Origin of the sequence: Pseudomonas meliae, from assembly GCF_001400515.1 — a bacterium.
GTDB lineage: Bacteria > Pseudomonadota > Gammaproteobacteria > Pseudomonadales > Pseudomonadaceae > Aquipseudomonas > Aquipseudomonas amygdali.
In genome coordinates, this window is record NZ_LJQT01000501.1 from 1 (window position 1) to 775 (window position 775).

The following is a 775-nucleotide window of genomic DNA, read 5'->3' on the forward strand; positions in this document are numbered from 1 at the left end:
AAATTTCTGACAGTCTCCGGCTCGGTGAACCTTGATGTCTTTCGGGGCATTGATCCCGAGCCTCACCTGATTGCCGTTGATACCCAGAATCTGCACGGTGATGTCATCACCGATTGAAAACGTTTCACCAATTTCCCGCGTCAGTACCAGCATTTTTCCCACCCTTCTCGTTGCGCAAAAAGGCAGGGTGCATCGCGAAACCGAGCGCTTCAATGCGCTGATGGCAAATCAGTAACGCCCTTCAAACGCATCGGAAAAGACTGAAGGAAGGGTCTTACTTTCTAGCTAAATCTGTAGGAAATATCGCTGGCAGCCGCAGTTTTCATGCAGCAGACCAGCGCGGCCCCAGCAGGATGATGGTGGCGCCGATCACGCAGAAAGCCAGACCCAGCCAGTCCGTGCCCAGCGGCCTGACCCGCTCGACCAGCCCCAGCCAGGCAATCGACGCGACGATGTAAATTCCTCCATACGCCGCATAGGCTCGTCCTGCATAGGCCGCTTCCACACGTGTCAGCAACAGCGCGAACAGTGTCAGACTGATGAGTGCCGGAATGACTCACAGCGCGCTTTTGCCTTGGCGCAGCCATAGCCAGAAGGCATAGCAGCCGAATATCTCGAACAGGGCTGCGAGAAAGAACCACAGGTAATTGAGCACGATGGACTCGCTGAAAGGGGCTTAAAAGAGGAGCGTAACCCTATCAGAAAACAGCGCGGTCATGACCCTGATGACCTTGAACACGTCGCTCAAGAGGACGCAGAGCGTCCAGAACGGCAT

General features: G+C 55.1%; 1 protein-coding gene and 1 pseudogene. Both read right to left on the bottom strand.

From position 1 onward, the window contains the following. The coding region (gene csrA, locus ALO64_RS24900; protein WP_157058687.1) for a carbon storage regulator CsrA at positions 1-153 on the bottom strand (153 nt) is incomplete at its 3' end. Between the two features lie 169 nt (positions 154-322). After that, positions 323-655 (bottom strand): annotated as a pseudogene (locus ALO64_RS23475) (YnfA family protein). Positions 656-775 lie beyond the last annotated feature (120 nt).